This window comes from Acidovorax sp. GW821-FHT09A11, from assembly GCF_059418365.1.
In genome coordinates this window covers 49,181-75,821 of the sequence record NZ_JBWKPS010000006.1, presented here as the reverse complement: position 1 = coordinate 75,821, position 26,641 = coordinate 49,181, and the positions used below count along the sequence as shown (strand labels likewise).

Here is a 26,641-nt window from a genome sequence, read left to right as displayed (position 1 = left end):
TCAGGGGGCCGGGCGCTGCGGGCTGCTGCCCGGGGTTGATGCCGGTGTGGCAGGAAGCGGGGCGGGGCGCGTGGTCAGGCTGCGTTCGATGGCGCGCACGGCCTCCAGCCGTTCGTTGAGCTGGTCGTTGCGGCGCTGTGCATCGCGCAGTTGTTGTGCCTGCCGCTCCAGCTGGTCTTCAAGCCGGCGTTGCTGCAGCAGCCGTGCCTCCATGAGGCGCGCCAGGGGATGCAGGGGCTGCGCCGCGGCAGCGGTGTTGCCCATCACGCGCTGCACCAGCCCGAGGGCACGTGCCGTATCGACGGGCTGGCGTGTCTGCGCAAGCGCAACAGCCAGGAGAAGCGGGGTTTCCGCCGTCGCGTCTTCCGCCTCGCCGAGGCGGGCGATTTCCCTGGCCAGCTCTGCTGCGGGCATGCGCAGCGTCCGGTCGGCCTGGGCCAGCACCTGCAGCACCGGTTCGGCGGCCTGGGTTGTGCCAGCGGCCGCGGCCTCGCCCGCCGGGAGGGACTCCGGTGCGTCCGGGGCCGGGGCGGCAACCGCCACGACGGGGGCGGGCGCTCCTGCCGCCGCTGATGCCGCCTTGGGCGAGGTGGCATTGCAGCCCGTCAGCACGAGCGCTGCGGCCAGCGGCAAGATCCATGCAGGGGAATTCAGCGCTTGCTGGCCGGCAGGGCGGCAAGGGAAACAACTAGGCGGCATGTGGTAGTTCCATGCGAAAAAAGGAGTGGACGCCGTCTTCCACCAGCCGCACGCGGCCACCGTGGGCAACAACGTACTCGTGGACGATGGAAAGCCCGATGCCGGTGCCTCGCACTGCATCGTCGGGCTGGCGTATGCCCCGGTAAAAGGGTTCAAACACGCGGTCGCGGTCGGCGCTGGCCACCCCGGGCCCCTGGTCGGAGACATCCACGCGCACGTGGTCGGCGTGGCGCGAGAGGGACAGCCGCACCGTTCCGCCCTTGGGGGAGAATCGGATGGCGTTGGACAGCAGGTTGCTGACGGCCGAGGCGATTTTGTCGGCATCGATCTGCAGGGACACAGCCGGTCCCTCCACCAGCACGCGCAGGCCACGGGCCTGCCATTGCAGGCGCTGGGCCTCCACCTGGGCCTCCAGCAGCGCGAGCAGATCGGTGTCGCGCCGCTGCAGCTGGCGCGCCTCGAACGCCGCGGCATTGAAGCGCAGCAAGGCTTCGATCTCCCCCTGCAGCACCAGCGTGTTGTGGTGCAGGATCTGCGTCACTTCGCGCTGGCCGGCGTTGAGCTCGCCGGTCACGCCGTCCTGCAGCAGCGCCACGCCTTCCCGCAGCGCGGCCAGGGGGGTCTTGAGCTCGTGCGAGACATGGCGAAGAAAGCGGGCCTTGTCGGCGTCCAGCTCCAGCAGCCGCAGCCGCAGCCATTCCAGTTGCTGCCCGACCCGGCGCACGTCGTCGGGGCCCGAGATCACCACGGGCGCCTCGAGCTGGTTCTCTCCCAGCCGCCGGATCGTGCCTTCGAGCCGCTTGAAGGGGCGGGCGAGCCAGATGCCCAGCGCCAGGGCCAGCACCAGGGCCAGGACGATCACCCCCACCACCTGGTGGGTCACGCTGCGGCGGCTCGCCTCGACCCGGTCCTGCAGTTCACGGTTGCGCTGGGCATTGATGTCCTGCACCGATTGCGCAATGGTGGTGTGCAGCGCCTCCAGCGTGACGAATTCTTCCGCCACCAGCCGCTCGTTCTCCAGCGCCCGCTCTGGCGGGGCATCGAGCAGATCCTTGACGGCGTCCAGATGCCTGCGCCATTGCGCGGACTGCTCTTCGGGGAGTCCACCCTTGTGCAGTTGGTCGAGAACGGCCAGCGCCTCCACGGACATCTCGTTGAAGCTGCGGCGCAGTGGCGCATCCCGCAGCACCAGGGACTGGCGGGCCGCGCGCTCCAGCGCCTGCCCACGCTGGTTCAGCGCCTGGGCGGCCGTGCTCAGGGCTGTTGCCTCCGCACCGCCGTGGCGGCTTTGCACCATGAGCTGTTCCAGCGTATAGAGCGCCCGCAGGGAGCTCACGCCCAGCAGGCCCGCTATGAGCAGGAACGCCAGGAGCAGCAGTTGCTGAAACGAGAGGCCGTGCAGAGGGCCGTCGACCTTCTGCGAATCCGCGTGTGGCAGGTGTTCAGGCATTGCCACGGGTGTCTGCTGCGTCTCAGGCGGCGTATGCCGCCTCGTGGGTGCGCACTTCGCCGCGCAGGGTATAGGCCTTGGCCTCGGTGATCGTTACATCCACCATCTGCCCCACCAGGCGGGGCTGGCCCACAAAGTTGACCACGCGGTTGCATTCGGTGCGGCCCATGAGCTCGGTGGCGTCGCGCTTGGAGGCGCCTTCCACCAGGATGCGCTGCACCGAGCCCACGCGGCTTTCGCTGATGGATTTGATGTTGGCGTTGATGACGCCTTGCAGGTGTTGCAGGCGGCGCAGTTTCACGTCGTGCGGCGTGTCGTCGTGCAGGCCGGCGGCGGGCGTGCCGGGGCGCGGGCTGAAGATGAAACTGAAGCTGTTGTCGAAGTGGATGTCGTCGATGAGCTTCATCATCTTGTTGAAATCGTCCTCCGTCTCGCCGGGAAAGCCCACGATGAAGTCGCTGCTCATGGCCAGGTCGGGGCGGATGGCGCGCAGCTTGCGCACCGTGCTCTTGTATTCCATGGCGGTGTAGCCGCGCTTCATGGCCATCAGGATGCGGTCGCTGCCATGCTGCACGGGCAGGTGCAGGTGGCTGGCCAGCTTGGGCAGCCTGGCGTAGGCCTCGATCAGGCGGGGCGTGAATTCGTTGGGGTGGCTCGTGGTGTAGCGGATGCGCTCGATGCCCGGGATGTCGGACACGTATTCGAGCAGCAGCGCGAAGTCGGCGATCTCTGCCGTGCCCCCCATCTTGCCCAGGTAGGCGTTCACGTTCTGGCCCAGCAGGGTGATTTCCTTCACGCCCTGGTCGGCCAGGCCCGCCACTTCCACCAGTACATCGTCGAACGGGCGGCTGACCTCTTCGCCGCGCGTGTAGGGCACCACGCAGTAGCTGCAGTATTTGCTGCAGCCTTCCATGATGGAGACAAAGGCGCTCGCGCCCTCGACCCGCGCCGGGGGCAGGTGGTCGAACTTCTCGATCTCGGGGAAGCTGATGTCCACTTGGGGCTTGTCCAGGCGTTCGCGCTGGTTCAGCATCTCGGGCAGGCGGTGCAGGGTCTGCGGGCCGAACACCACGTCCACATAGGGCGCGCGCTTGATGATCTCGGCGCCTTCCTGGCTGGCCACGCAGCCGCCCACGCCGATCTTCACGCCGCGCGCCTTCAGGTGCTTGATGCGGCCCAGGTCGCTGAACACCTTCTCCTGCGCCTTCTCGCGCACCGAGCAGGTGTTGAACAGAATGAGGTCGGCTTCGTCCACGTTCTGCGTGGGCTCGTAGCCCTGGGCGGCATTGAGCACGTCGGCCATCTTGTCCGAGTCGTACTCGTTCATCTGGCAGCCGAAGGTTTTGATAAAGACTTTTTTGGCCATGGCGGGCTCGCGATCAGGAAAGGGATAAGGCGGGGCGCCCGGCGCTCCGCAAGCATGCATTCGGCTGCGCGGTTGCGCAGGGCGCAGCCGCCGTGTTACTTCTTGATGGGGTCGGATTCCGCGCGGTAGTTGCGCTCGACCGTGTCACTGCCCTTGCGGGGTTGTTCGGCTTCACCCTGGGTCAGGATCCAGGCGGTGATCAGCATGCCGGTGCTGTTTTCGATGACGTAGTTCACCTTGTAGCTCTGGCCCAGCACCGTGTGCGCCATCACCAGCGTGTTCTGCGGGCTCAGCAGGCGCATGCCGGGTGCCATGCGGATGGTGCGGCCGTTGAGCGTGGCTTCCGACACCGTATTGAGGGTCAAGGTGCCGCGCAGGGCCGCATCAGGGAAGGTGCGCATGCCTCCGAGGCCAGGCTGTACCTGTGCGGTGGCGGGCAGAGCGGCGTACACGAGTGCGCAAGCGAGCCCGGCGACGATGTGGTGGCGTAGGTTCCGTGCGGGAACGCGGTGGGGAACAGTGCAGCGATTCATGGTTTACATCCAGGGGCTGAAGGGAGAATTCTAGGGCGGACCTGCCGTTGGGGGTGCGTGAGCCAGCAAACCGTCCGAGGCGGGAAATGACCCCATCGGCTGTGGAGGGACCTGCGCATTGTCAGGGCCAGCCCAGGCAACACGAAAGCCCGGCACCAAAGAAAAACCCACAGTGGGTTGCCGCACTGTGGGTTGGATGTGGTGGTCGTAGGTGGACTTGAACCACCGACATCAGCATTATGAATGCTGCGCTCTAACCAACTGAGCTATACGACCGTAGCCCCAGATTATAGAACAAAAATTATTGGTGTGTGAAGTTCGCTGTGCGTTTGTTCATGAAAGCGTCCATGCCTTCCTTCTGGTCCTGGGTCGAGAACAGGGCGTGGAAGAGGCGGCGCTCGAACATGACGCCGTCCGACAGGCTGCCTTCGAAGGCGCGGTTGACGGACTCCTTGGCCGCCATCACGGCGATTTGCGAGAAGCCTGCAATGATGATCGCGGCGCCCAGCGCCTCGTCCATGAGCTTGTCGTAGGGCACCACGCGGCTGACCAGCCCGGCGCGCTCGGCTTCCGCGGCGTCCATCATGCGGCCCGTCAGGGCCATGTCCATGGCCTTGGCCTTGCCGACGGCGCGCGGCAGCCGCTGCGTGCCACCCGCGCCAGGGATCACACCCAGCTTGATTTCAGGCTGGCCGAACCGGGCGTTGTCGGCGGCGATGATGAAGTCGCACATCATGGCCAGCTCGCAGCCGCCCCCCAATGCAAAGCCGCTGACGGCGGCGATCACGGGCTTGCGGATGGACCGGATGGCCTCCCAGTTGCGGGTGATGTAGTCGCCCTTGTAGGTGTCCGCAAAGCTGTACTTCGCCATCGCTCCAATGTCCGCGCCCGCCGCGAACGCCTTTTCGCTTCCCGTGACGATGATGCAGCCGATCTTCTCGTCCGCGTCGAAGGCCTTCAGCGCGGTGCCCAGTTCGTTCATGAGCTGGTCATTCAGCGCGTTGAGCTGCTTGGGGCGGTTGAGCGTGATGATGCCAACCTTGTCCGCCTCGGTGCGGACCTCGATGGTTTCGTAGGACATGGAAATCTCCTGGATTTATAGGTGGTTATGACGGCGTGAACGAATATACCCAAGCGAGGCTGCAGCGCGCGGAGGTAGGTAGAACACCGTACCGCGCAGCGGGAATCAGTTCAGCCAGCGCCCCACCGCGGCCGCGTTGGCAACCGACAGGCTGATCGTGTCCGGAACGGCAGGGGCTGGCACGGGGCCGCGGGCGGTTTTTCTGGGCGCGGAGGACGGGCCCCGGGACGGGAGTTCCAGCGCCAGGCGCAGCAGGCGGCCATCGCGCGCCACCAGGGCCGTCAATGCCGTCTCGGTGCCTGCATAGAACGCCACGTCCTCCAGCTTGCTGATGCGCCATCCCTGCTGGTTCACCTCGATGCCCAGCCATTCGTCGCCTGGCGTCATGCCCGCCTTTTCCGCGGCACCGCCGCGCAATACGGTCTTGATGTGCACGCTGTGGCTTTCTCCCACCCGCAGCCCGAGCCGCTGGGCCCATTGGGGTGTTTCGGCCTTGAGGTGCACGCCGTGGGCCGCCAGCAGTTCCGTCAGCGGAAGCTCCGTGGTGCCATGCACCCACTGCGCCAGTTCGGCATCAAAGGATCGGCCGGCCAGCTCTTCCAATACCGCGCGCAGATCGTCCTCGGCCATGGGGCCGCCATGGCAGCGTGTCCAGAGCGCGCGCATGACCTCGTCCAGGCTGGTCTTGCTTTCGCGGCGCAGGGCGAGGTCCAGGCAAAGGGCCACCAGCGAGCCCTTCGTGTAGTAGCTGACGGTCGCGTTGGGCGTATTCTCGTCCTGGCGGTAGTACTTGACCCAGGCATCGAAGCTGGCCTGTGCCACCGTCTGTACGGCCCTGCCGGGAGTCTGCAGTACCTGGTTGATGGTCTTGGTGACGAGCTTCAGGTATGTGGACTCATCGATCAGCCCCGCGCGGCGCAGCAGCAGGTCATCGTAGTAGCTGGTGAAGCCCTCGAAGAACCAGAGCAGCTGCGTGTAGTTCTCCCGCGAGTAGTCGTGCTCGGTGAACTCGGACGGGCGCAGCCGCTTGACGTTCCACGTGTGGAAGTACTCATGGCTGATGAGGCCCAGCAGGGTGGTGTAGCCTTCCGCGGCGCGTGTTTCCCCGAGCCGCGGCAGGTCGCGGCGCCCGCAGATGAGCGCGGTCGAGTTGCGGTGCTCCAGCCCCCCGTAGCCGTCCCCCACGGCATTGAGCATGAACAGGTAGCTCCTGAAGGGAGCCTTGCCATCGCCATGCCAGAAGCGGATCGCGGTTTCGCAGATCTTCTGGGTGTCCGCCAGCAGGCGCTTGCCATCAAACGATGGCGCCGCCCCGGCCACCACAAAGCGGTGCGCAATGCCCCCGGCCGTGAACCGGCCGATCCAGAACATGCCCATCTCCACCGGGCAATCGACCAGCTCGTCGTAGTCTTGGGCGGCATACAGGCCAAAGCCCTTTTTGTCGGCCTTGAGCGCGGCAAGCCCGGTGGCGACCGACCATCCGGCCGTGGCGGGCGTGCTGGCGATGTCGAGGGTGTGGCGTTGCTTTTCCTGTCCATGCACGCGCAGGCACAGGCTGGTGCCATTGAAAAAGCCCCGGGATGTGTCGAGCCAGGCCGTGCGCACGGAGGTGTCGTAGGCGCAGACGCAATAGGTCAGCACCAGGGGTTTGTCCACGCTGCAGTCCGCCTGCCACCGGTGCTTGTCCAACTGGATCAGCGCCACCTCGCGCTTGCCCTGGTGGGCCTTGAGCTCCTGCAGGTTCTTGGAGAATTCGCGCACCAGATAGCTCCCCGGAATCCAGACCGGCAGCGAGACCTCCTGCAGGGCCTGGGGACGGGTGATCGTCAGTGCCACGCGAAAGAGATGGGCGTACAGGTCGGAGGGCTCGACGCGGTAGTGGATGGCGGCGGGTTCTGGCGTGCGGGAAGAGGGCATGGGCAGCTGCAGGTTCAGGCTTGCGGGCAGATGGCACAGCCCGTGGGAGAGGGCGTCAACGGCGGCGCAACGCGGGTCAGTTCGCTGCGGAGGGTTCGCTGCTGGCCTCGGCCAGGCGCTTTTCCACTTCCTTCGCACCGATCGCGCCCGGCACGCGGGCCCCGTTGGCAAAGATCAGCGTGGGGGTGCCCGTGATCTTGTGCTTGCGCCCAAAGGCCAGATTGCGCTGCAAGGCACTGGTGTCGCAGCTTGCCGCAGCCGCGGGCTTGTCCCGCACCATCAGGTCCTGCCAGGCGGTCACAGGGTCCTTGGCGCACCAGATGTTGCGCGATTTTTCGGCGGAGTCTGGGCTGAGGATGGGGTACAGGAACAGGTACACCGTCACGTTGTCCACGTTCTGCAGGTCGCGTTCGAAGCGCTTGCAGTACCCGCAATTGGGGTCTTCAAAAACGGCCACCTTGCGTTTCCCGTCGCCCCGCACGATGGTGAAGGCATCCTTGAGGGGCAGGGCGGAGAACTCGACCGCGGTGAGTTTGGCGATGCGGTCTTCCGTCAGGTTGCGGCGCGCCTTCGCATCGATCAGCTCTCCCTGGATCACATAGTTGCCCTTGGCATCGGTGTAGAACAGATCCGTCCCGATGCGCACTTCGTACAGGCCCTTCATGGGCGTGGGGCGCACTTCGTCGATCTTGTCCATTTGCGGAATGCGCTCGGCGAGGGCCTTGCGGATATCTGCCTCCTGCGCGGAGGCGGCAATGCCTGAAGCCAGGGCGGCTGCGGCGAGCAGGGTGGGAATCAGTTTCATGGTGTTCTTGTTCCGGAGATCTGTCGGCCTCCCGGTGGAGGCCGCAATGTGGTCAATGTATTCCCATGGCCTGGCGGGCCACGAAGTTCTTCAAGGGGCCGCTCAGCTCAAAGCCCTTCATTCCCCAGTTGCGCAATGCCTGCAGGGGGCCCTCGTGGCGGGAGAAAAGCTGCTGCAGCCCGTCCGTCGCCAAACCCATCGGCAGGAGCGCGGCCTTGCGCTCCCTTTCATAGCGCCGAAGCAGCCGCACATCCGCCACGCTGCGCCAGTAGTCGCGTCCCTGCAGCATGCCTGCCAGGGCCTGCGCATCGGCCAGGCCCAGGTTCAGCCCCTGGCCCGCCAGCGGGTGCACGTTGTGCGCCGCATCGCCGGCCAGCACCCAGCTGCGCGGGTTCTTGCCGCTGGCGGGCAGGGCCCCGCACCAGCGGTCCGCCTTGGCAAGCTGAAGGGGCCAGGCTGCGCGCTCCGCACTCAGCACCAACTTTCCCAGCACCTCCTGGCTGGCCGCCTGGAGCTTTTTCGCGAATTCTTCAGGCGGCAAGGCCATCAGCGGCGCCACATGGTCCTGCAAGACGGACCATACAACCGCCACGGAGTTCCCCTGGGGGCCGCCCAAGGGCAAAAAAGCCAGGATGCCGTCGGGCAAGAACCACTGGCGCGCCACCTGTCCATGCGCACGTTCGCACTCCAAGCGGGTGGCGATGGCGTGCTGGGGATAGGGCGTCACCTGAAAATCCACGCCAAATTCTTGCCGCGTGCTGCTGGCGCGGCCCTCGCACACCACCGTCAGCACCGCGGGCACGGGCGACTCCACCCATTCCACCTGCGGCTGGTAGCGCACGGCTTCCGTGAGGCGTGCTTCCAGGGCGGGCACGTCGACAATCCAGGCCAGGGCATCCACCCCCTGGGTGGCCGCGTCGAAATGGACGGCGCCGTCGTGGTCACCCTGCACCTGCATGGTCCGCACCGGCGTGGCGTGTTCCTCGTCCGGCCAGCTGCGCAGCGATTCGAGCAGATGGCGCGAGGCCGCATTCAGCGCGTAGGCCCGCACATCGGCGGCTGCGGCGCCTCTGGGGCCGGGGGCCGGCAGCAGGGCCACTTTCAGCCGTTCGCGGGCCAGCAGCAGCGCCAGGGTCTTGCCCACGATGCCGGTGCCGCGAATACAGATATCAAAGGTTTGGGCCATGGCGGCATTGTAGGAGGGGGCTTGTGCCCGCGCGCGCAGTGCAGAATCGGGGCCCGCATCCCCGCCCGTTTTTCAAGGAGTACCCCGGCGTGAGCTTCAACCCTGATTCCGATCTGTCGGGCACCATCGCACGGCTGTGCGTCTATCCCGTCAAGTCGTGCGCCGGCATTGAAGTGCAGGAGGCGCTGCTCACGGAGACCGGGCTGGACCTGGACCGCGCCTGGATGGTGGTGGATGCCAAGGGCATGTTCCTGACCCAGCGCGTCCTGCCCCGCATGGCGCTCATCCGGCCGCAGCTCAAGAGCGACGAAATGGTCTTGCGCGCGCCCGGCATGCTGGCCCTGCACATGTCCATCGATGCGGTCGAGGCGCCTGCCACCGTGACCGTGTGGCGGGATACGGTGCCCGCCTGGGACATGGGCGCGGTGGCCGCCCAGTGGTTCACGGATTTCCTGGGCCAGCCGTGCCGGCTTGTCCGTTTCGACCCTGAGCACCGCCGCCTGTCCAGCATGGAGTGGACGGGGGGGATCGAGGCGCCCAATCAGTTCGCCGACGGGTTTCCCGTGCTGGTGGCCAGCGAGGCTTCCATGCAGGAGCTGAATGCGCGGCTGCAGGCGGCAGGCCATGCCCCCGTGGGGATGGAGCGGTTCCGGCCCAATGTGGTGCTGGCCGGCGTGGATGCCCATGACGAAGACCGTGTGGACATGATTCGGGTGGAGGCCCCGGAAGGCGGGATCCACCTGCAGCCCGTGAAGCCGTGTTCACGATGCCCCATCCCCGACATCGACCCCGCCACGGCCGAAAGCACCCCCGCGGTGGGCGACATGCTGCGGACCTACCGCCAGGACAAGCGCCTCGATGGTGCGATCACCTTCGGCATGAATGCCATCGTGGCCCGGGGCGCGGGCCAGATGCTGCGCGTGGGGCAGCGGGTGGGGGCGGATCTGCGCTTCGATTGAGGCGTGAACCGGCCCCCGAACGGCGGTTGCCGGCGGGCCCGTAAAATCGGCGGTTTGTCTCCGAATTCCAGAAAGCCCTGCCATGAGCCTCCAATGCGGCATCGTGGGCCTGCCCAACGTCGGCAAGTCCACCCTTTTCAACGCGCTGACCAAGGCCGGCATCGCCGCCGAAAACTATCCCTTCTGCACCATTGAGCCCAATGTGGGCGTGGTGGAGGTGCCGGACCCCCGCCTGCAGCAGCTGGCCAGCATCATCTCGCCCGAGCGCATCGTGCCTGCGATCGTCGAGTTCGTGGACATCGCCGGCCTGGTGGCGGGCGCCAGCCAGGGCGAAGGCCTGGGCAACCAGTTCCTGGCCCACATCCGCGAGACGGACGCCATCGTCAACGTGGTGCGCTGCTTCGAGGATGACAACGTGATCCACGTGGCCGGCCGCGTGGACCCGATCTCCGACATCGAAGTCATCCAGACCGAGCTGTGCCTGGCCGACATGGGCACCGTGGAGAAGGCGCTCAACCGCTACACCAAGGCCGCCAAGTCGGGCAACGACAAGGATGCCGCCAAGCTGGTGGCGCTGCTCACGCGCATCCAGGCCGCGCTCAACGAGGGCAAGCCCGCCCGCTCGGTGGAGATCACCAAGGAAGAGCAGCCCCTGCTCAAGTCCCTGTGCCTGATCACCGCCAAGCCCGCGATGTTCGTGGGCAACGTGAGCGAGGACGGCTTCGAGAACAACCCTTTCCTGGACCGGTTGAAGGAATACGCCGCCAGCCAGAACGCGCCCGTGGTGGCCATCTGCGCCAAGATGGAAGCCGAGATGGCCGAGATGAGCGACGAGGACCGCGACATGTTCCTGGCCGAGATGGGCCAGACGGAGCCCGGCCTGGCCCGGCTGATCCGCGGCGCCTTCAAGCTGCTGGGCCTGCAGACCTACTTCACCGCGGGCGTGAAGGAAGTGCGCGCCTGGACCATCCACATCGGCGACACGGCGCCGCAGGCGGCCGGCGTGATCCACGGCGACTTCGAGCGCGGGTTCATCCGTGCGCAGACCATTGCGTTTGAGGACTTCATCGCGCTCAAGGGCGAGCAGGGCGCCAAGGACGCAGGCAAGATGCGAGCCGAAGGCAAGGAGTACGTGGTCAAGGATGGCGACGTGCTGAACTTCCTGTTCAACGTCTAGGGGTTGGGGGGCTGAAAGCTCCGCCGGGCCATGGGCCCGATGGCATCGCATCCCTGCACGGCCCCTGGCATGCAGGGATTTTTTTCGACCGTTCGAAGGGGCCTTCGCGCCCCTGGCACCACCGATTTCTATGAACACTGGAATCCTCTACGCCGCGCTGGCCTATGCCGCCTGGGGCCTGTTCCCGCTGTATTTCAAGCAGGTGGCGGATGTGCCCTCGCTGGAGGTGGTGATGCACCGCACGGTGTGGTCGCTGGTGTTTGTCTTTGGCGTGCTGATGGTGCGCAGGCAATGGTCCTGGATGGGCGCCGTGCTGCGCCAGCCCCGTGTGCTGGGCGCGTTCGCGCTGTCGGCGATGCTGCTGTCGGGCAACTGGCTCACCTATGTGTGGGCGGTGCAGAACCAGCATGTGGTGGATGCCAGCCTGGGCTATTTCATTTTGCCGCTGGTGAACGTGGCGCTGGGCTTCGTGTTCCTGAAAGAGCGGCCTCGCCCGGGCCAGTGGCTTGCGGTGGCCGTGGCTGCTGCGGGAGTGCTGTGGCTTGCGGTGCAGGCGGGCCGCCTGCCCTGGATTGCGCTGGTGCTGGCCCTGAGCTTTGGCTTCTACGGGTTGCTGCGCAAGCTTGCCGTGCTGGGCGCGCTGGAGGGGCTGGCGCTGGAAACCCTGGTGCTCGCGCCGGTGGCCGCCATCATGCTGGGCTGGTGGGCCTGGCAGGGCGAGGGCGCACTGGTCCAGGGGCCGCCAGCCGCCGTGGGATGGCTGTTGCTCGCGGGCCCCATGACGGCCGTTCCGCTGCTGCTGTTTGCCGCGGGTGCCCGCCTGATCCCGATGTCCACCTTGGGCATCCTGCAGTACATCTCCCCGAGCCTGCAGTTTGCGCTGGGCGTGTGGCTGTTCCATGAACCCTTCCAGCCTGCGCGCCTCGTGGGGTTTGTGTTGATCTGGACTGCGCTGCTGGTCTACAGCCTGGAAGGCTGGTGGACACGCCGGCAGGTTGCGGCGGCCTGAAGAGGCATCTTTTTCCGGGCGCAAACAGTGGCCGCAAGGCGGGGTGCGCGGCGCCAAACGCCGCCCGCAGGGTGCGCTGCAGCGCGCGAGCTACTGGAAAACACGGAGCGCTTCCGTGTCAGTTCTGCGTAAGATGCGCGGGCCCGTCTGCCGGGCGTCAGCGCTGGCGGACTGTGTATTTCGGTGAACCTGTCACCCGAACGAACCCGGGCCCACGCCTGCCTCCGCATGTTCTTTGGCCGCAAGAATCCGTTTTCGGCGACGGACGCCTTTCCGCTGTCCGACGCCGTCATGGAATTCGATGACTCATCGTCGGCCATGGCGCGTCCCGCGCGCAGGGCCATGGATGGCCTGGGGCCGCGAAGCGGGCGCAGCGCGGGGCAGAAATGGCGGCTGGCCGGGGGGCTGATCGGCCTGTATGTATTGGCGATGGCCGGGTTCTATGCGCTGGGCATGGTGGATGTGCAGGTGCTCGCCGTCCTGGTGGTGCTGGCGGTGCTGGGATGCGGGGCCTTCTGGGGGATTTTCAGTTCGGGCCTGCACAAGAAGGTGCGGCACAGGCACCTGAAGCTGGCCATTGTGGCCACGGCATTGGCCTGCATGGTCGGGGTGTTCTATCTGGCGCCGGTCACGCAGATCCTGCTGGTTCCGTTCACCTTCGTGGCGGTGGCCTACGGGATCTTCACCGTGCCGCGGCCCGCGCTGCTGGCGCTGGCGGCCTGCATGCTGTGCCTGTACGCCGTGGTGGTGGGGCTCCATTACGTGGAGCAGAAAAATGACGCGCTGCTGCGCCTGGAAGCGCTGCACTGGCTGGCCCTGGCGCTATCGTTGCCCACCTACATCCTCCTGATGGGCAGGGTCCAGCGCCTCTACCGCAGCCTGTACCACGCCAGCCGGAAGATCAAGAACATCCAGGAAGACGCCCAGCGCGACCCCCTGGTCGGATGTTTCAACCGCCGCTACGTGCTGGCCGCGCTGGAGGAGCAAAAGCAGCTGGCGGATGAAAGCGGCATTCCCCTGTGCCTCGCCGTGGTGGATATCGACCATTTCAAGCGCATCAATGATGAATTGGGGCATCTGGGGGGTGACGAGGTGCTGCGCACGTTCGCCCGCGTGGCACAGCAGGGGGTGCGCGCAGGCGATGTGTTCGGGCGCTATGGGGGCGAGGAGTTTCTGCTCATCTTTCCCGCCACATCCCTGCTGCCTGCGCTCAATACCTGCGAGCGCATCCGCGCCCAGGTCGAGATCCATGCATGGGCCGGGCTTCTCAAGGGGCGGGTGACGGTGTCGATCGGCGTGACCCAGTACGTGCTGGGAGAGTCGGTGCTGGAGTTTTTCTCGCGGGCCGATACCGCGATGTACATGGCCAAGGAAGGCGGGCGCAACCAGGTGGTGGTCGAGGAGCCGGTGGCCCGTGGCGATTCGCTGTTGTCCGACATCGGCGCATACGCACCGCTGTCGTGAGACGTGGGCATGCGGGAGAGGGGCGCCTGGGGACGGCAGTTGCACACCCTTGTCATTGCTGGCGCCAAGCGGCCTCAACGAAACACCGGGTGAGAAGTCACGGCGCCAGGTGCCCCGGCATGAAGTGCAGCAGCACGCTCGTCATCAGCAGATAGCGGAAGAACTTGCCCACGGCCATATAGGCCAGGCAGGGCCAGAACGGCAGTTTCAGCCATCCGGCCACGGCGCACAGCGGGTCGCCCACCACGGGCAGCCAGCTCATCAGGCAGGCGCGTGCGCCAAAGCGCTGGAGCCAGTGCAGCGCGCGCACGTCGGTGGCATTGCCACGGGCCTTGTCCACGACCTTGTGAGCCCCCAGGCCCATCCACCAGCTCACCCCGCCGCCCAGCGTGTTGCCGACCGTGGCGACCAGGATCGCGGGCCAGAACAGTTCGGGGTTGATCTTGATCAGCCCGAACACCGCCGGCTCCGAGCCCAGCGGCAGCAGCGTGGCCGAGATGAACGAAACGACAAAGACCGTGCTCAGGCCGAACTGCGGCAGCGCAAGCCATTCCAGCAGCTGGTGCATCCAGATTTCCATGGGAGGAAGTGTAGGGCGGCGGCGGCATCGCTTTCATGCCAGGGGGCGCTGTCCTACGCAGGGGTGCGCCATCCGCGCATGGCCGTGGGCGGCGCCTATTTGTATCGTGAAGCAACACCGTCCCTGAATGAATTTACCCCGGGAGGCTTCATGCATTGTTTCGCAATCCCTGCCATCGCCCGCCCGGCACCTGCCGCCGTGCCGGTGGGCACCCGCTGGTCATCAGCGGCCCTGGCGCTGCTGCTGGCCGCCTGCGTGCACAGCCCGCAGGCGGCGGTGCCCCCTGTGTCTTCTTCACTGCCGCCGGCTTCGCACGCACATGCCGGCAGCGGTAGCGGCTGCAGCGAGATGCCCGGTGGGCGCGCCGCGCTGGATGGCGTGGCCCGGGAGCTGCAGGCGCAAGGCATGGCACTTGAAGCCACCTGCCCCGTCGCCGCCGGCGAATGGGTGGTGCGGGTTCGGGTGGTGGACGGCATGAAGGCCAGCAAGGTCGTGCGCGGCCCCCTGGCCGATGGTTACGATGTGGACATGGGCACGCCCGCCGGCGTGAGGCAGGGGGGCGCGGAGCTGGCCGCGCGGGGCTTCTCGCCGGATGTGCTGCACAACCGCCAGTGGCTGCGCACGCTGATGGCGCGCCATGAATTCGACAATGCCGCCGATGCCTGGTGGCGCTTTGCGCAACGTGCCCGGGTTCCTGCACCGACGGCGGAAACCGACCTCGCCGCGCGCTGACCGTGGCGGCCGTGCGTCGCCGCGCCGGAGAGCATCGGGGTGGACAGGGGCGTCATTTCAGTGGGCGGAACATTTCATTTGCTGAAATTTTGAGCAGGTACAATCCTGCCTCCTTTTTCAGCATTCGCTGCTGCACCTACCGCGCCCCTTCATGCACATCGGCCACATTCCTCTGGCGAACCGCTTGTTCGTCGCCCCGATGGCGGGCGTCACGGACCGGCCGTTTCGCCAGCTGTGCAAGGCGCTGGGCGCGGGCTACGCGGTGAGCGAGATGGTGACCTCGCGCAAGGACTTGTGGAACAGCCTCAAGACCTCGCGCCGGGCCAACCATGAAGGGGAGCCCGGGCCCATCGCCGTGCAGATCGCAGGCACCGATGCGCCGATGATGGCCGAGGCCGCGGTCTACAACGTGGAGCGCGGCGCGCAGATCATCGACATCAACATGGGTTGCCCGGCCAAGAAGGTCTGCAACAAGTGGGCGGGCTCCGCCCTGATGCAGAACGAGGCGCTGGCCGTGGAGATCGCCGAGGCCGTGGTGCAGGCGTGCGCGCCCTTCAACGTGCCCGTCACGCTGAAGATGCGCACCGGCTGGTGCCAGGAGCACAAGAACGCCGTGGCGCTGGCCCGCGCGTTCGAGGGCGTGGGCATCCAGATGCTCACCGTGCACGGCCGCACGCGCGAGCAAGGCTACAAGGGCCATGCGGAGTACGACACCATCGCGGCGGTGAAGGCGGCGGTGAGGGTGCCCGTGGTGGCCAATGGCGACATCACTTCACCCGAGAAGGCGCGCGACGTGCTGGCCGCCACCGGGGCCGACGCGATCATGATCGGCCGTGCCGCACAGGGCCGGCCGTGGATCTTCCGCGAGATCGGCCACTTCCTGGCCACGGGCGAGCACCTGGCGCCACCGCTGGTGGCCGAGGTGCGGCGCCTGTTGCTGGACCACCTGCAAGACCACTACGGCCTGTATGGCGAGCTGACCGGGGTGCGCAGTGCGCGCAAGCACATCGCGTGGTACCTGCGTGCGCTGCCGGGCGGCGAGGCCTTCAGGCAACACATCAATACGATCGAGGACTGCGCCGCGCAGTGGCAGGCCGTGGCCGACCACCTGGATGCCCTTGCGCAACAGATGGACCGGCTGCCCGCCGCCACCGGCACGGACGCAGAACCAGAAGAACAAGAGGGAATGGCTGCATGAGCAAGAAACACATAGAAGAATGCGTGCGCGAGAGCCTGCAAGGCTACTTTCGCGACCTGGGCGGAGAGACGCCCGACGGCATGTACGACATGCTGGTGCGCGTGGTCGAGAAACCGCTGCTGGAAGTGGTGATGACCCATGCCGACAACAACCAGTCCCGCGCCGCCGAATGGCTGGGCCTGAACCGCAACACGCTGCGCAAGAAGCTGGCCCTGCACAAGCTGCTCTGACCGGCGCACGATTGCTATTAAATGTATAGCTGTTGGCGCTTATCCATAAAGCGCCAGGCCCTGTTTTTATTCAAACTCTCCCCACCACCACTGCCATGAACGCACTTCTTTCCGTCTCCGACAAGACCGGCATCGTCGAATTTGCACAGGCCCTGCATGCGCTGGGCATCAAGCTGCTGTCCACCGGCGGCACCGCCAAGCTGCTGGCCGACCAGGGCCTGCCCGTGACCGAGGTGGCCGAGGTCACCCAGTTCCCAGAGATGCTGGACGGCCGCGTGAAGACGCTGCACCCCAAGGTGCATGGCGGCCTGCTGGCGCGCCGCGAGCTGCCCGAGCACATGGCCGCGCTCCAGGAGCATGGCATCGACACCATCGACCTGCTGGTGGTCAACCTGTACCCCTTCGAGTCCACCGTGGCCAAGGCGGGCTGCACGCTGGCCGACGCCATCGAGAACATCGACATCGGCGGCCCGGCCATGGTGCGCAGCGCCGCCAAGAACTGGAAGGACGTAGGCGTGCTGACCGACGCCTCGCAGTACCCCGCCGTGCTGGCCGAGCTGAAGGAAAAGGGCAAGCTTTCCGACAAGCTGCGCTTCGCGCTGTCGGTGGCCGCGTTCAACCGCATCGCGCAGTACGACGGCGCCATCAGCGACTACCTCTCGTCCGTCACCTTCGAAGAGGAAAAGCTGTCCGAAACCTACGTGCCCGCGCGTGCCCAGTTCGCCGGCCAGAGCAACGGCATCTTCACCAAGGTGCAGGACCTGCGCTACGGCGAGAACGCGCACCAGCAGGCCGCGCTGTACCGCGACCTGTACCCCGCGCCCGGCTCGCTGGTCACGGCCGAGCAGGTGCAGGGCAAGGAGCTGTCGTACAACAACATCGCCGACGCCGATGCGGCGTGGGAATGCGTCAAGAGCTTCGAGGCGCCTGCCTGCGTCATCGTCAAGCACGCCAACCCCTGCGGCGTGGCCGTGGGCCTGGACGCGCTCGATGCCTACGGCAAGGCCTTCCAGACGGACCCCACCAGCGCCTTCGGCGGCATCATCGCCTTCAACCGCACGGTGGATGGCGCCGCCGCCCAGCAGATCGCCAAGCAGTTCGTCGAAGTGCTGATGGCGCCGGAGTTCACGCCCGAGGCGCTGGAGGTGTTCAAGGCCAAGGCCAATGTGCGCCTGCTCAAGATCGCCCTGCCGCCGCATGCCGGCAAGGCGCAGCAGCTCACCGACTGGCAGCGGGGCCGCAACGCCATGGATGCCAAGCGCATCGGCTCCGGCCTGCTGCTGCAGACCGCGGACAACCACGAGCTGTCGCTCATCGACCTGAAGGTGGTCACGCACAAGCAGCCCACGCTGGAAGAGATGGAAGACCTGCTGTTCGCCTGGAAGGTGGCCAAGTACGTCAAGAGCAATGCCATCGTCTTCTGCAAGGGCGGCATGACCATGGGCGTGGGCGCCGGCCAGATGAGCCGCCTGGACTCGGCCCGCATCGCCAGCATCAAGGCGGGCCACGCGGGCCTCACGCTGCAGGGCACCGTGGTGGCCAGCGACGCATTCTTCCCCTTCCGCGACGGCCTCGATGTGGTGGTCGATGCAGGTGCGACCTGCGTGATACAGCCCGGTGGCTCCATGCGCGACAACGAAGTGATCGATGCCGCCAACGAGCGCGGCGTGGCCATGGTGTTCAGCGGGGTGCGCCACTTCCGCCACTGATTCGGGCGGCGGGGCGCCATGCAAAAAGCGGCTTCCTGGGAAGCCGCTTTTTTTTGGGAGGTACTCTCGGAACGGGGAGAGAGTCAGGTTCCGAAGTTCATCGGCAGCCCTACATAGTTCTCGGCCAGTGAGACCGAGGCTGCGCGCGAGTGCACCAGGTATTCCAGCTCGGCCTCCTGAATCTTCTGGCCGAATTCGCCAGTCTCTGGAAAACGGTGCATCAACGAGGTGAACCACCACGAGAAACGCTCGGCGCGCCACACGCGGCGCAGGCAGCGGTCGGAATAGGTGTCGATGCCGGCGCTCGACTTCTCGCCGTAGTAGTCGGCGAACGCATTCCACAGGTAGCCCACGTCACTCGCCGCCAGGTTCAGGCCCTTGGCGCCGGTGGGCGGCACGATGTGGGCCGCGTCGCCCGCCAGGAACAGGCGGCCAAAACGCATGGGCTCGGCCACGAAGCTGCGCAGCGGGGCGATGCTCATCTCCAGCGCCGGGCCGGTGACCAGGTTCTCGCGCGCCTCGGGGTCCAGGCGGTTGCCCAGTTCGGCCCAGAACTGCTCGATGCTCCACTGCTCCACCTTGTCGGTCGATGGCACCTGCAGGTAGTAGCGGCTGCGCGTGTTGCTGCGCATGCTGCACAGCGCGAAGCCGCGCTCGGTGTTGGCGTAGATCAGCTCGTGCGAGACAGGCTTCACGTCGGCCAGCACGCCCAGCCAGCCGAAGGGGTAGACGCGCTCGTAGGTGCGCAGCGCACCCTCGGGCACGCTGGCGCGGCACACGCCGTGGTAGCCGTCGCAGCCTGCGATGAAGTCGCACAGCACCTCGTGCGTCTGGCCGTCCTTCTCGTAGGTCACGCGCGGCTGCTGGCCGTCGAAGTCGTGCACGCTCACGTTCTGGGCGTCGTACACCGTGGTCAGGCCTTCGGCGGCGCGGGCGTCCATCAGGTCGCGGGTCACTTCGGTCTGGCCGTACACCGTCACGCGGCTGCCGCCGGTCAGCGCGTGCAGGTCGATGCGGTGCCGCGCGCCCTTGAACAGCAGCTCGATGCCGTCGTGTGGCAGTCCTTCGGCATGGGCGCGGGCGCCGACACCCGCCTGGTCCAGCAGGTCCATGCTGACCTGCTCCAGCACGCCGGCGCGGATGCGGCCCAGCACGTAGTCGGGGCTGCGCTGTTCGATGATGACGGCGTCGATGCCGGACTTGTAAAGCAACTGGCCGAGCAGCAGGCCGGCGGGGCCTGCGCCGATGATGGCAACCTGGGTACGCATGGTGGACAACCTCACAAAGCAAACAAGGGCGCTGGAAAGCGCTAAGACAACAGCGCCAAGCGTAGGTTGATCCATGTCAACGCGGCGCCCGCCCGGCGCCCTGGCGCGCGGTGGGTGGACGTGATGTGCGATCATCGCGCAATCTTCCACAGCCCCGGCGCATCGGGCGCCCGCACCCCGGGCATCGACCGGCCGACCATGGACCCCCGCATGACCACCGTTCCCATCGCCAAGGCAGATTTCATCGAAGGCATGGCCAAGGGCCTGGCGGTGCTGGAGAGTTTCGACACCGAGCGCCAGCGGCTCAATGCCACGCTGGCCGCGCAGCGCACCGGCCTCACGCGCGCGGCGGCGCGCCGCCACCTGCTCACGCTGGCGCACCTGGGTTATCTGGAGACGGATGGCAGCTACTTCTGGCTGGCGCCCAAGGTGCTGCGGTTTTCGGGCAGCTACCTGGCATCGGCCCGGCTGCCGCGGGTGCTGCAGCCCACGCTCAACCGGCTGGCGGCACAGACGCAGCAGTCATTCTCGGCCGTGGTGCTGGATGGCGGCGAGGTGGTGATCGTGGCGCGCAGCGGGGTGTACGGCGCGCCTTCGCGCGTGCTGGCCTATGGCCTGCACCTGGGGGCGCGGCTGCCGGCGCACCCCACGTCCACGGGGCGCGTGCTGCTGGCCGCGTTGCCACCGGCGGCGCTGACGGCGTGGCTCAAGGCCTGCCCGCTGCACCGGCTCACGCCCCACACCATCACCCAGGTCGGCCCGCTGCGGCAGGTGATTGCCAAGGCGCGCCGCGACGACCATTGCTTGGCGGTGGAGGAGCACGAGCTGGGCGTGCACGCGCTGGCCGTGCCCCTGCGCAATCTGCAGGGCGACACGGTGGCCGCGCTCAATGTGGTGGCGTCGCCCAAGCAGGTGGACGAGCGCAGCCTGCAGCGCGACATGCTGCCACTGCTGCAGGAGGCCGCCCGCGAGCTGCGGGGGCTGCTGTGAACGAATGCCAACGTCGAGTTAGCAAGCAGGAATATTCATAAAAATGGCCGATAGCGCTTGATGGGTAAGCGCTGGTAGCTATTATTTTGATAGTTCCTTGAAGACTTCGCGGGCGGCTGCCACGGTGGCGGCGATGTCGTCGGCGGTGTGTGCCGCGCTCACGAAGCCCGCCTCGTACAGCGCCGGCGCGATGTAGATACCGCGATCGAGCAGGCCGTGGAACAGCTGGTTGAAACGCGCGCTGTCGGTCTTGAGCACCTGGGCGTAGTTCTGGGGCAGTTCGGGCATCAGGAAGAAGCCGAACATGCCGCCTTCGCTGTCGGTGCTGAAGGGCACGCCTTCGGCCGCCGCCGCGGCAGCCAGCCCATCGACCAGCGAGCGCGTGGTGGCCGACAGGGCGTCGAAGAAACCCGGCTTCCTGATCTCGCGCAGCGTGGCCAGCCCGCAGGCCGTGGCCACCGGGTTGCCCGACAACGTGCCCGCCTGGTACACGGCCCCCAGCGGTGCCAAGTGTTCCATGATGGCGCGCGGGCCCCCAAAGGCGGCCAGCGGCATGCCGCCACCGATCACCTTGCCCAGCACCGTGATGTCGGGCTTGAAGCCCGGGATGCTCCGGGCGTACACGCTCTGGGCGCTGCCCAGGGCCACGCGAAAGCCCGTCATCACCTCGTCGAGCACCAGCAGCGCGCCGTATTCGGTGCACAGCTCGCGGCAGCGCTTCATGAACGGAACGCTGGCGCGCACCAGGTTCATGTTGCCCGCGATGGGCTCGATCATCACGCAGGCCAGTTCCTTGCCATGCAGGGCAAAGGCTTCTTCCAGCTGGGCGACGTTGTTGTATTCGAGCACCAGGGTGTGCTGCACCACCTCGGGCGGCACGCCTGCGCTGGTGGCGTTGCCGAACGTGGCCAGGCCCGAACCGGCCTTGACCAGCAGGGAGTCGGCATGGCCGTGGTAGCAGCCCTCGAACTTGATGAATTTGCTGCGGCCCGTGGCACCGCGCGCCAGTCGGATGGCGCTCATGCCCGCTTCGGTGCCCGAGCTGACCAGGCGGATCATCTCCATCGAAGGGACGAGGCTCAGGATTTCCTCGGCCAGCTCCACTTCGCGCTCGGTCGGCGCGCCAAAACTGAAGCCTTCGAGCGCTGCGCTCTGCACGGCTTCGAGCACGGCGGGGTGGCCGTGGCCCAGGATCATCGGACCCCAGGAGCCGATGTAGTCGATGAAGCGCTGGTCGTTGGCGTCCCAGAAGTAGGCGCCCTGGGCGCGCTTCACGAAACGCGGCGTGCCGCCCACGGCCTTGAAGGCCCGCACGGGCGAGTTCACGCCGCCGGGGATCAGCGCCTTGGCGCGTTCGAACAGGGGGATGTTGAGGTCAGTGCTTGGTGTCATGGGGTGGCATCACAAAGCCTTCGAGGGCCTGTGCTTCGTCAATCGGGGGTTCTTCTTCATCGCCGTCGGCCTCGTCGTCGTCGGGCTGGGCCCAGAACATGCGGTCGGGCACGATGTGCCCCATGCCGGGGCGAAAGCCGGCGTCCAGGCAGCGGTCGAGGTAGCCCAGGGCCTCGCTGGTGGCCTCGCCCAGGTCGTTGCCGCTGGCCACCAGGGCGGTGAGCGCGGCGGACAAGGTGTCGCCAGCGCCGGAGAAGGTGGCGTCGAACAACTCGAACTTGCCGCTGCCCAGCACGGTCTGGGGCGAGGCCAGCACGTTCTCGACAAATTGCTCGGGCAGCGGAATACCGGTGACCAGGGTGTAGGGCACACCCATCTCGGAGGCGGCCCGGGCGATGTCGCGCGCGGTCGGGCTGCGGTCGCTGGTCCAGTCCGGCAGCAGCCAGCGCCACAGGGTGCTGTGGTTTCCAACCAACACCGAGGTCTGCGGTAACAACAATTCCCGGAAGGCGTCCAGGTACTCGTCGATCAGCTCGTCGCGCCACCAGGACAGGTTGGGCATGTAGGCGATCACGGGCACTTCGTCGTAGTCGGTCGTGATCTCGGCGATGGTGCTGATGTTCTCCGGGCTGCCCACGAAACCGACCTTGATGGCCTGTACCGGCAGGTCCTCCAGGACGGCGCGGGCCTGCTCGGCCACGGCCTCGTCGTCAAAACTGAAGTGGTCGAAAATCTCCGCGGTATCGCGGGCGTACGCGCCGCAGACCACGGCGATCGGGTGCCCGCCCACGGAGGCGATGGTGGTGATGTCGGCCGTCAGTCCGCCGGCGCCGCTGGGGTCGCTGGCGTTGAAGACGAGCACGCACGCAGGGCTTGCGTCCTCCGAACCGTCATCTTCGAGATCTATGATTTCTGGGGGGGGAGGGGATGCTTTGGCGGTCATGGACCAGATCCTGCTTGAGGGGCGGCACCGGCGCCGTGGCCCGCGGAGATGACTAGATACAATCGTTGCATTCTATGTGAAGGCCCTTTAAGCTGTGACCGACTCTAAAACTTGGATGTGTTTGATTTGCGGTTGGATTTATGACGAAGCAGAGGGTTCACCTGAGCACGGCATTGCACCCAACACTCCATGGGATCAGGTTCCCATGAATTGGACCTGCCCTGAATGTGGCGCCCGCAAGGAAGACTTCGAGATGGTTCAGATTTGAGGCGCACCAGCATCATGTGCTGCCGCGTTGTTTATTTTTCCATCGGGAGCAGTAACAATTGACTACAACAGGCGCATCTTTCAAAGTGCTAGTGGTGGATGACAGCAACACCATCCGTCGAAGCGCCGAGATTTTTCTCAAGCAGGGGGGGCACGAAGTCTTGTTGGCCGACGACGGCTTTGATGCTTTGGCCAAAGTCAACGATTACCAGCCTCAGCTGATTTTCTGCGACATCCTCATGCCCAAGCTCGACGGGTACCAGACCTGCGCCATCATCAAGCGCAACGCCCGTTTTGCAGATACTCCGGTGGTAATGCTGTCTTCCAAGGACGGCGTATTCGACAAGGCGCGCGGGCGCATGGTCGGCTGCCAGGAATATCTCACCAAACCGTTTACCAAAGACCAGCTGCTGCAGGCAGTGCAGCAGTTTGGCAATTCCCAACAAGGAGCGATGTAAATGCCCATCCAGAAAGTACTGGTCGTCGACGACTCGAAGACCGAGTTGATGTTTTTGACGGACCTGCTTCAGAAAAAAGGCATGCAGGTACGCACCGCTGAAAATGCCGATGAAGCCTTTCGCCGCCTGGCGGAAGAAAAGCCCGATCTGATCCTCATGGATGTCGTGATGCCCGGCCAGAATGGCTTTCAACTCACGCGCGCCATCACCCGCGACCCGCTGTATGCCGACGTGCCCATCATCATGTGCACCAGCAAGAACCAGGAAACGGATCGCGTCTGGGGGATGCGGCAGGGTGCGCGGGGCTACATCACCAAGCCCGTCGATCCCGCCGAACTGCAGGCCAAAATCGACGCCCTGAACTGAGGCTGCGGCGCGTTCATGGCCAACCGCGAAGCCCTGCGAGAGCTCCAGACCCGACTTGCCAGCCGCCTTCAGGCCGCAAGAACCGAAGGGACCTCTGTGTCATCCTGGCTGGCTGTCGAGTCCGCCGGGAGTTTCTATTTGCTGCCCCTTGGACAGTCGGGGGAGATTTTCCCCTGGGTCTCGATCCAGGCGGTGCCCTATACCCAAAGCTGGTTCCTGGGCGTTGCCAACCTGCGCGGCGGGCTGGTCGGCGTGGTGGATCTCGCGGGGCTCCTGGGCTCCGCGGCGCCCCGCACCGAACAGGCCCTGTCGGAGGCCAGCCTCCTGGCTTTCAACGCGGCCCTCGAAGTCAATGCCGCTTTGCTGGTGGACCGCCTGGCCGGCCTGCGCGGGACCGATGCGTTCGTGTCCTCCGAGCCTCCGGCCGAGGATTCCCCTGCATTCTTCGGCACCACGTATATCGATTCCAGCGGCGCGCGCTGGCAGGAACTGAACTTGCAGATCCTGTCCCAACATCCCGCTTTCCTGAGCATCAGTGCTTGAGTTTTTCTGTAAGGCTGCACCATGTCCGTCGTCAATCAATTTGGAAAACTGTTCAACCGGAAACCTGCCACACCGGATGCAGGCGCGATTGCCGGCACGGCCGACGACGGGCAGGATATTCTTGCCACGGGTTCGCTGGACGGCGCGCAATTGCGCGACGCGTACCAGGCCGAAGCCATGAACAGTGTTCAGGGTGACCCGGACGGCTATGCCCCCGAGCAGTCTGCCCAGGACGCGGAGGAAGACCTCATCTCCCTGCCACTGCTGGGCCGCTCGACCGCTGCAGCCCACCAGCGCCGCCTGCTCGGCCTGCTGGCTGTGGGCGTGATCGTCCTCGCCTTGATCGCTGCCTGGGTGCTGCGGCAGGCCGACCGCTCCGCGCAGCAGCTTGCTGCAACGGGCCAGTCCCTCATGCAGTCGCAGCGCCTGGCGAAGTCGGTGTCGCAGGCGCTGGTGGGAAGTCCGCAGGCCTTCCCGGACGTGGTGGAAAGCTCCGGCGTGCTGGCGCGCAATGTGCGCGCCCTGAATGCGGGTGATGGCGAACTCGGCGTGGAATCGCTGGGCGAGCCCTACAAGCCCGATCTGGACGCCGTGAACCCGCTCATGGAACGTGCCGAGCGCAATGCCAGCGTGGTGATGGGCCAGCAGAAGATCCTGACGCAGGTGGGGGACGCTCTGCGCACCATCAACCGCCAATCGTCCGACCTGCTGGAAATCGCCGAGACGGTGTCGTCCCTCAAGCTGCAGCAGAACGCGCCTGCCGCCGAGATTTCCGCCGCCGGCCAGCTCGTGATGCTGACCCAGCGTATCGGCAAGTCGGCCAACGAATTCCAGACCATGGAAGGCGTGAGCCCCGAGGCCGTGTTCCTGCTGGGCAAGGACTTGAATTCGTTCAAGGAAATCGCCCAGGGCCTGCTCGATGGCAGCCCTGAACTGCGCCTGGCCGCCACCAAGGATGCCCAGACCCGCGAACAGCTCGAAGCCCTGGTCAAGCTCTATGAGCAGACCCGCACGCAAGCCAGCGCCATTCTGGGCAACCTGCAAGGTCTGGTGTCTGCCCGTGAAGCCCAGTCGGCGATCATTGCCGACAGCGAGCCCCTGCGCCGCCAGCTCGAAGGCCTGCAGAGCAAGCTGTCCGCCCAGACGGGTGTGGGCGGTGGACAGCTCGCTGCCCTGGCCCTCGCCGGCCTGTTCGTGATCTTTTGCGGCGTGGGCATCTCGCGCGTGCAGCTGCTGGACAGCCGTGGCCGCCAGGCTGCTGCCGAAATGCAGCAGAAGGACGCCAAGCGCCAGGAGCAGGAAGCCAAGCGCGTCAATGACGCCAACCAGGCCGCCATTTTGCGGCTGATGAACGAACTGCAGTCGGTCGCTGAAGGTGACCTGACCCAGGAAGCCACCGTGACGGAAGACATCACGGGCGCCATCGCCGACTCGGTGAACTACACGGTGGAAGAACTGCGCCAGCTGGTGGGCAGCGTGCAGAACACGGCCACGCGGGTGGCGCAGACGACGGCCCAGGTGGACAACACGTCCACGGAGCTGCTGGCGGCATCCACCGAGCAGCTGCGCGAAATTCGTGAAACCGGCCGTTCGGTGCTCGACATGGCCACCCGAATCAACGAGGTGTCCACACAAGCGCAAGAGTCCGCCACGGTGGCCCGTCAATCGCTGCAAGCTGCCGACTCGGGCCTGCAGGCCGTGCAGAACGCCATCGGCGGTATGAACTCCATCCGCGACCAGATCCAGGACACCTCCAAGCGGATCAAGCGCCTGGGCGAATCGTCGCAGGAGATCGGTGAAATCACCGAGCTGATTTCCGACATTACCGAGCAGACGAACGTGCTGGCCCTGAACGCTGCCATCCAGGCAGCGTCCGCCGGTGAAGCCGGCCGAGGCTTCTCGGTGGTGGCCGAAGAAGTGCAGCGGCTGGCTGAACGTTCCGCAGACGCCACGCGCCAGATCTCGGCACTCGTGAAGGCCATTCAGACCGACACGCAGGATGCCGTGGCCGCTATGGAACGCTCCACGCAGGGTGTGGTGGAAGGGGCGCGCCTGTCCGACAGCGCCGGTACCGCACTGACCGAGATCGACCGCGTGTCGCGCCGCCTTGCCGAACTTATTGAGCAGATTTCGTCCTCGACATCCCGGGAAGCCGTTCTGGCCAACGAAGTGGCCGACAACATCCAGCACATTTTTGCGGTGACCGAGCAAACGGGTGAAGGTACCCGAACCACAGCGCAGCAGGTGCGCGAGCTCTCGCACATGGCTGAAGAACTGCGCCAATCGGTGGCACGGTTCAAAATCGCCTGACGCTGTAGT

The 26,641-nt window shown here is 66.1% G+C and carries 26 protein-coding genes and 1 tRNA gene; 14 read left to right on the top strand and 13 right to left on the bottom strand.

Features of this window, described 5'->3' with window-relative positions:
- From AC07PV_RS16760 to AC07PV_RS16720, 9 genes are all read right to left on the bottom strand, one after another.
- Nucleotides 1–633, bottom strand: a complete 633-nt coding sequence (locus AC07PV_RS16760; RefSeq protein ID WP_494630838.1) for a hypothetical protein — start codon at nt 631–633, stop codon at nt 1–3.
- Between the two features lie 55 nt (nt 634–688).
- A complete protein-coding gene (locus AC07PV_RS16755) occupies nt 689–2,149 on the bottom strand; it encodes a sensor histidine kinase (protein WP_494596734.1) in 1,461 nt (486 codons plus the stop codon).
- Nucleotides 2,150–2,171: 22 nt separating this feature from the next.
- Nucleotides 2,172–3,515: a tRNA (N6-isopentenyl adenosine(37)-C2)-methylthiotransferase MiaB gene (miaB, locus tag AC07PV_RS16750; RefSeq protein ID WP_218296045.1), complete on the bottom strand. Its 1,344-nt coding sequence runs from the start codon at nt 3,513–3,515 to the stop codon at nt 2,172–2,174.
- A 95-nt stretch (nt 3,516–3,610) separates the two neighbouring features.
- Entirely contained in the window at nt 3,611–4,048 is a 438-nt protein-coding gene (locus tag AC07PV_RS16745) for a hypothetical protein (protein ID WP_218296044.1), read from the bottom strand.
- 199 nt (nt 4,049–4,247) lie between these two features.
- A tRNA-Met gene (locus AC07PV_RS16740) sits at nt 4,248–4,324 on the bottom strand.
- A gap of 25 nt (nt 4,325–4,349) precedes the next feature.
- Nucleotides 4,350–5,129, bottom strand: a complete 780-nt coding sequence (locus AC07PV_RS16735; protein ID WP_218339678.1) for an enoyl-CoA hydratase — start codon at nt 5,127–5,129, stop codon at nt 4,350–4,352.
- A gap of 105 nt (nt 5,130–5,234) precedes the next feature.
- Nucleotides 5,235–7,046 carry a M61 family metallopeptidase gene (locus AC07PV_RS16730; RefSeq protein WP_369643321.1) on the bottom strand — a complete coding sequence of 604 codons (1,812 nt, stop codon included), beginning with the start codon at nt 7,044–7,046 and terminating at the stop codon, nt 5,235–5,237.
- Between the two features lie 76 nt (nt 7,047–7,122).
- The gene (locus AC07PV_RS16725) at nt 7,123–7,851 is read right to left on the bottom strand and encodes a DsbC family protein (RefSeq protein WP_218296041.1); all 729 of its coding nucleotides are present in this window, start codon (nt 7,849–7,851) and stop codon (nt 7,123–7,125) included.
- Between the two features lie 52 nt (nt 7,852–7,903).
- Complete coding sequence (locus AC07PV_RS16720) at nt 7,904–9,037, bottom strand: FAD-dependent monooxygenase (RefSeq protein WP_494630837.1); 1,134 nt, start codon at nt 9,035–9,037, stop codon at nt 7,904–7,906.
- 89 nt (nt 9,038–9,126) lie between these two features.
- Here AC07PV_RS16720 and AC07PV_RS16715 point away from each other — a divergent pair, with 89 nt between their 5' ends.
- From AC07PV_RS16715 to AC07PV_RS16700, 4 genes are all read left to right on the top strand, one after another.
- Nucleotides 9,127–9,996 carry an MOSC domain-containing protein gene (locus tag AC07PV_RS16715; protein ID WP_494630836.1) on the top strand — a complete coding sequence of 290 codons (870 nt, stop codon included), beginning with the start codon at nt 9,127–9,129 and terminating at the stop codon, nt 9,994–9,996.
- An 82-nt stretch (nt 9,997–10,078) separates the two neighbouring features.
- A complete protein-coding gene (ychF, locus tag AC07PV_RS16710; RefSeq protein WP_218296038.1) occupies nt 10,079–11,173 on the top strand; it encodes a redox-regulated ATPase YchF in 1,095 nt (364 codons plus the stop codon).
- 130 nt (nt 11,174–11,303) lie between these two features.
- Nucleotides 11,304–12,182 (top strand): EamA family transporter RarD, encoded by an 879-nt coding sequence (rarD, locus tag AC07PV_RS16705; RefSeq protein ID WP_494630835.1) that lies wholly within the window; start codon nt 11,304–11,306, stop codon nt 12,180–12,182.
- A gap of 228 nt (nt 12,183–12,410) precedes the next feature.
- A complete protein-coding gene (locus tag AC07PV_RS16700; RefSeq protein WP_494630834.1) occupies nt 12,411–13,646 on the top strand; it encodes a GGDEF domain-containing protein in 1,236 nt (411 codons plus the stop codon).
- A gap of 97 nt (nt 13,647–13,743) precedes the next feature.
- Here the strand turns inward: AC07PV_RS16700 and AC07PV_RS16695 are convergent, their stop codons facing one another.
- Nucleotides 13,744–14,226, bottom strand: coding sequence for a YqaA family protein (locus tag AC07PV_RS16695; protein WP_494630833.1), 483 nt, complete (start codon nt 14,224–14,226; stop codon nt 13,744–13,746).
- Nucleotides 14,227–14,376: 150 nt separating this feature from the next.
- Between AC07PV_RS16695 and AC07PV_RS16690 the strand changes: the two genes are divergently transcribed.
- From AC07PV_RS16690 to purH, 4 genes are all read left to right on the top strand, one after another.
- Complete coding sequence (locus AC07PV_RS16690; protein WP_494630831.1) at nt 14,377–14,958, top strand: D-Ala-D-Ala dipeptidase; 582 nt, start codon at nt 14,377–14,379, stop codon at nt 14,956–14,958.
- Nucleotides 14,959–15,109: 151 nt separating this feature from the next.
- Nucleotides 15,110–16,156 carry a tRNA dihydrouridine synthase DusB gene (gene dusB / locus AC07PV_RS16685; protein ID WP_218296034.1) on the top strand — a complete coding sequence of 349 codons (1,047 nt, stop codon included), beginning with the start codon at nt 15,110–15,112 and terminating at the stop codon, nt 16,154–16,156.
- Entirely contained in the window at nt 16,153–16,386 is a 234-nt protein-coding gene (locus AC07PV_RS16680) for a Fis family transcriptional regulator (protein WP_218296033.1), read from the top strand. Before dusB ends, AC07PV_RS16680 begins: the two co-directional genes overlap by 4 nt.
- A gap of 95 nt (nt 16,387–16,481) precedes the next feature.
- Complete coding sequence (gene purH, locus AC07PV_RS16675) at nt 16,482–18,095, top strand: bifunctional phosphoribosylaminoimidazolecarboxamide formyltransferase/IMP cyclohydrolase (RefSeq protein ID WP_218296032.1); 1,614 nt, start codon at nt 16,482–16,484, stop codon at nt 18,093–18,095.
- A gap of 83 nt (nt 18,096–18,178) precedes the next feature.
- Here the strand turns inward: purH and pobA are convergent, their stop codons facing one another.
- Nucleotides 18,179–19,363, bottom strand: a complete 1,185-nt coding sequence (gene pobA, locus AC07PV_RS16670) for a 4-hydroxybenzoate 3-monooxygenase (protein WP_369643307.1) — start codon at nt 19,361–19,363, stop codon at nt 18,179–18,181.
- A gap of 210 nt (nt 19,364–19,573) precedes the next feature.
- Here pobA and AC07PV_RS16665 point away from each other — a divergent pair, with 210 nt between their 5' ends.
- On the top strand, nt 19,574–20,353 hold the full coding sequence (locus AC07PV_RS16665) for an IclR family transcriptional regulator domain-containing protein (RefSeq protein WP_218296030.1): 780 nt from the start codon (nt 19,574–19,576) through the stop codon (nt 20,351–20,353).
- An 81-nt stretch (nt 20,354–20,434) separates the two neighbouring features.
- On the opposite strand, the gene hemL is transcribed toward AC07PV_RS16665, so the two are convergent.
- Together hemL and thiD are read right to left on the bottom strand one after the other, a co-directional pair.
- Entirely contained in the window at nt 20,435–21,745 is a 1,311-nt protein-coding gene (hemL, locus tag AC07PV_RS16660) for a glutamate-1-semialdehyde 2,1-aminomutase (RefSeq protein ID WP_218296029.1), read from the bottom strand.
- Entirely contained in the window at nt 21,729–22,688 is a 960-nt protein-coding gene (gene thiD / locus AC07PV_RS16655) for a bifunctional hydroxymethylpyrimidine kinase/phosphomethylpyrimidine kinase (RefSeq protein ID WP_218296028.1), read from the bottom strand. The genes hemL and thiD overlap by 17 nt, the downstream gene beginning before the upstream one ends.
- 94 nt (nt 22,689–22,782) lie before the next feature.
- On the opposite strand from thiD, the gene AC07PV_RS16650 reads away from it, so the two are divergent.
- From AC07PV_RS16650 to AC07PV_RS16630, 5 genes are read left to right on the top strand one after another with little or no spacing between them, the layout of a single operon-like run.
- The gene (locus tag AC07PV_RS16650; protein ID WP_082836248.1) at nt 22,783–22,956 is read left to right on the top strand and encodes a rubredoxin; all 174 of its coding nucleotides are present in this window, start codon (nt 22,783–22,785) and stop codon (nt 22,954–22,956) included.
- A gap of 58 nt (nt 22,957–23,014) precedes the next feature.
- Nucleotides 23,015–23,413: a response regulator gene (locus tag AC07PV_RS16645; RefSeq protein WP_005796099.1), complete on the top strand. Its 399-nt coding sequence runs from the start codon at nt 23,015–23,017 to the stop codon at nt 23,411–23,413.
- Nucleotides 23,414–23,779 carry a response regulator gene (locus AC07PV_RS16640; protein ID WP_010459520.1) on the top strand — a complete coding sequence of 122 codons (366 nt, stop codon included), beginning with the start codon at nt 23,414–23,416 and terminating at the stop codon, nt 23,777–23,779. It abuts the gene before it with no gap.
- 15 nt (nt 23,780–23,794) lie between these two features.
- Nucleotides 23,795–24,322: a chemotaxis protein CheW gene (locus tag AC07PV_RS16635; RefSeq protein WP_218296027.1), complete on the top strand. Its 528-nt coding sequence runs from the start codon at nt 23,795–23,797 to the stop codon at nt 24,320–24,322.
- A gap of 21 nt (nt 24,323–24,343) precedes the next feature.
- On the top strand, nt 24,344–26,632 hold the full coding sequence (locus tag AC07PV_RS16630; protein ID WP_218296026.1) for a methyl-accepting chemotaxis protein: 2,289 nt from the start codon (nt 24,344–24,346) through the stop codon (nt 26,630–26,632).
- The last annotated feature ends 9 nt before the right edge of the window (nt 26,633–26,641 follow it).

What these genes read in the sequence shown, in the direction of transcription:
- AC07PV_RS16755 (WP_494596734.1), bottom strand. Translation starts at nt 2,149, where the DNA reads ATGCCTGAACACCTGCCACACGCGGATTCGCAGAAGGTCGACGGCCCT.
- miaB (WP_218296045.1), bottom strand. Translation starts at nt 3,515, where the DNA reads ATGGCCAAAAAAGTCTTTATCAAAACCTTCGGCTGCCAGATGAACGAG.
- AC07PV_RS16745 (WP_218296044.1), bottom strand. Translation starts at nt 4,048, where the DNA reads ATGAATCGCTGCACTGTTCCCCACCGCGTTCCCGCACGGAACCTACGC.
- AC07PV_RS16735 (WP_218339678.1), bottom strand. Translation starts at nt 5,129, where the DNA reads ATGTCCTACGAAACCATCGAGGTCCGCACCGAGGCGGACAAGGTTGGC.
- AC07PV_RS16730 (WP_369643321.1), bottom strand. Translation starts at nt 7,046, where the DNA reads ATGCCCTCTTCCCGCACGCCAGAACCCGCCGCCATCCACTACCGCGTC.
- AC07PV_RS16725 (WP_218296041.1), bottom strand. Translation starts at nt 7,851, where the DNA reads ATGAAACTGATTCCCACCCTGCTCGCCGCAGCCGCCCTGGCTTCAGGC.
- AC07PV_RS16720 (WP_494630837.1), bottom strand. Translation starts at nt 9,037, where the DNA reads ATGGCCCAAACCTTTGATATCTGTATTCGCGGCACCGGCATCGTGGGC.
- ychF (WP_218296038.1), top strand. Translation starts at nt 10,079, where the DNA reads ATGAGCCTCCAATGCGGCATCGTGGGCCTGCCCAACGTCGGCAAGTCC.
- rarD (WP_494630835.1), top strand. Translation starts at nt 11,304, where the DNA reads ATGAACACTGGAATCCTCTACGCCGCGCTGGCCTATGCCGCCTGGGGC.
- AC07PV_RS16700 (WP_494630834.1), top strand. Translation starts at nt 12,411, where the DNA reads ATGTTCTTTGGCCGCAAGAATCCGTTTTCGGCGACGGACGCCTTTCCG.
- AC07PV_RS16695 (WP_494630833.1), bottom strand. Translation starts at nt 14,226, where the DNA reads ATGGAAATCTGGATGCACCAGCTGCTGGAATGGCTTGCGCTGCCGCAG.
- AC07PV_RS16690 (WP_494630831.1), top strand. Translation starts at nt 14,377, where the DNA reads ATGCATTGTTTCGCAATCCCTGCCATCGCCCGCCCGGCACCTGCCGCC.
- dusB (WP_218296034.1), top strand. Translation starts at nt 15,110, where the DNA reads ATGCACATCGGCCACATTCCTCTGGCGAACCGCTTGTTCGTCGCCCCG.
- AC07PV_RS16680 (WP_218296033.1), top strand. Translation starts at nt 16,153, where the DNA reads ATGAGCAAGAAACACATAGAAGAATGCGTGCGCGAGAGCCTGCAAGGC.
- purH (WP_218296032.1), top strand. Translation starts at nt 16,482, where the DNA reads ATGAACGCACTTCTTTCCGTCTCCGACAAGACCGGCATCGTCGAATTT.
- pobA (WP_369643307.1), bottom strand. Translation starts at nt 19,363, where the DNA reads ATGCGTACCCAGGTTGCCATCATCGGCGCAGGCCCCGCCGGCCTGCTG.
- AC07PV_RS16665 (WP_218296030.1), top strand. Translation starts at nt 19,574, where the DNA reads ATGACCACCGTTCCCATCGCCAAGGCAGATTTCATCGAAGGCATGGCC.
- hemL (WP_218296029.1), bottom strand. Translation starts at nt 21,745, where the DNA reads ATGACACCAAGCACTGACCTCAACATCCCCCTGTTCGAACGCGCCAAG.
- thiD (WP_218296028.1), bottom strand. Translation starts at nt 22,688, where the DNA reads ATGACCGCCAAAGCATCCCCTCCCCCCCCAGAAATCATAGATCTCGAA.
- AC07PV_RS16640 (WP_010459520.1), top strand. Translation starts at nt 23,414, where the DNA reads ATGCCCATCCAGAAAGTACTGGTCGTCGACGACTCGAAGACCGAGTTG.
- AC07PV_RS16635 (WP_218296027.1), top strand. Translation starts at nt 23,795, where the DNA reads ATGGCCAACCGCGAAGCCCTGCGAGAGCTCCAGACCCGACTTGCCAGC.
- AC07PV_RS16630 (WP_218296026.1), top strand. Translation starts at nt 24,344, where the DNA reads ATGTCCGTCGTCAATCAATTTGGAAAACTGTTCAACCGGAAACCTGCC.